General features: G+C 36.7%; 1 pseudogene. It reads left to right on the top strand.

Annotated elements, in window-relative coordinates:
• Window positions 1–477: pseudogene (locus AC2JF9_RS08730) on the top strand (hypothetical protein); the annotation flags it as partial.

Raw genomic sequence — 477 nt, 5'->3', positions numbered from 1 at the left:
ATCCCGAATTGATGCTAGAGGCTTTTACTGACCCTATCGCCCGGGAAGCTTTGAAAAAGGTTATGCAAAATGATCTTCCAAAACGCCACAACGTCATTTTGAGAACTGAAGAACATATCGATTATGCTCTATCTGAGATTGTTGGATTAGGGGTAATCGAAGAGATAATTAAAGATCCTTCAGTGACGGATATAAGCTACAACGGAACTGAATTAATCGTTAATACAAACAATGAAAAGTATGTTTATGACGAGGGAATTAGCGAAAACTACATTATTAAATTGATTCAAAAGTTTGCAAATGCAGTAGGGAAAGAGTTTACTCCTAAAAACCCTATATTGGATGCTTCATTAAATAATTTGCGTATCAATGCTGTTCACAAAAGCTTATCGCCTTTTGGCACTACAATGGCCCTTCGTTCTTCAAAAGCTGAAGCTGTACTGAATGAAGGGAATTTTAAAAACTTCGCTCCTGAAT

It is taken from the genome of Lactobacillus sp. C449L (assembly GCF_059900815.1).
This window is presented reverse-complemented; position numbering and strand designations above follow the sequence as displayed.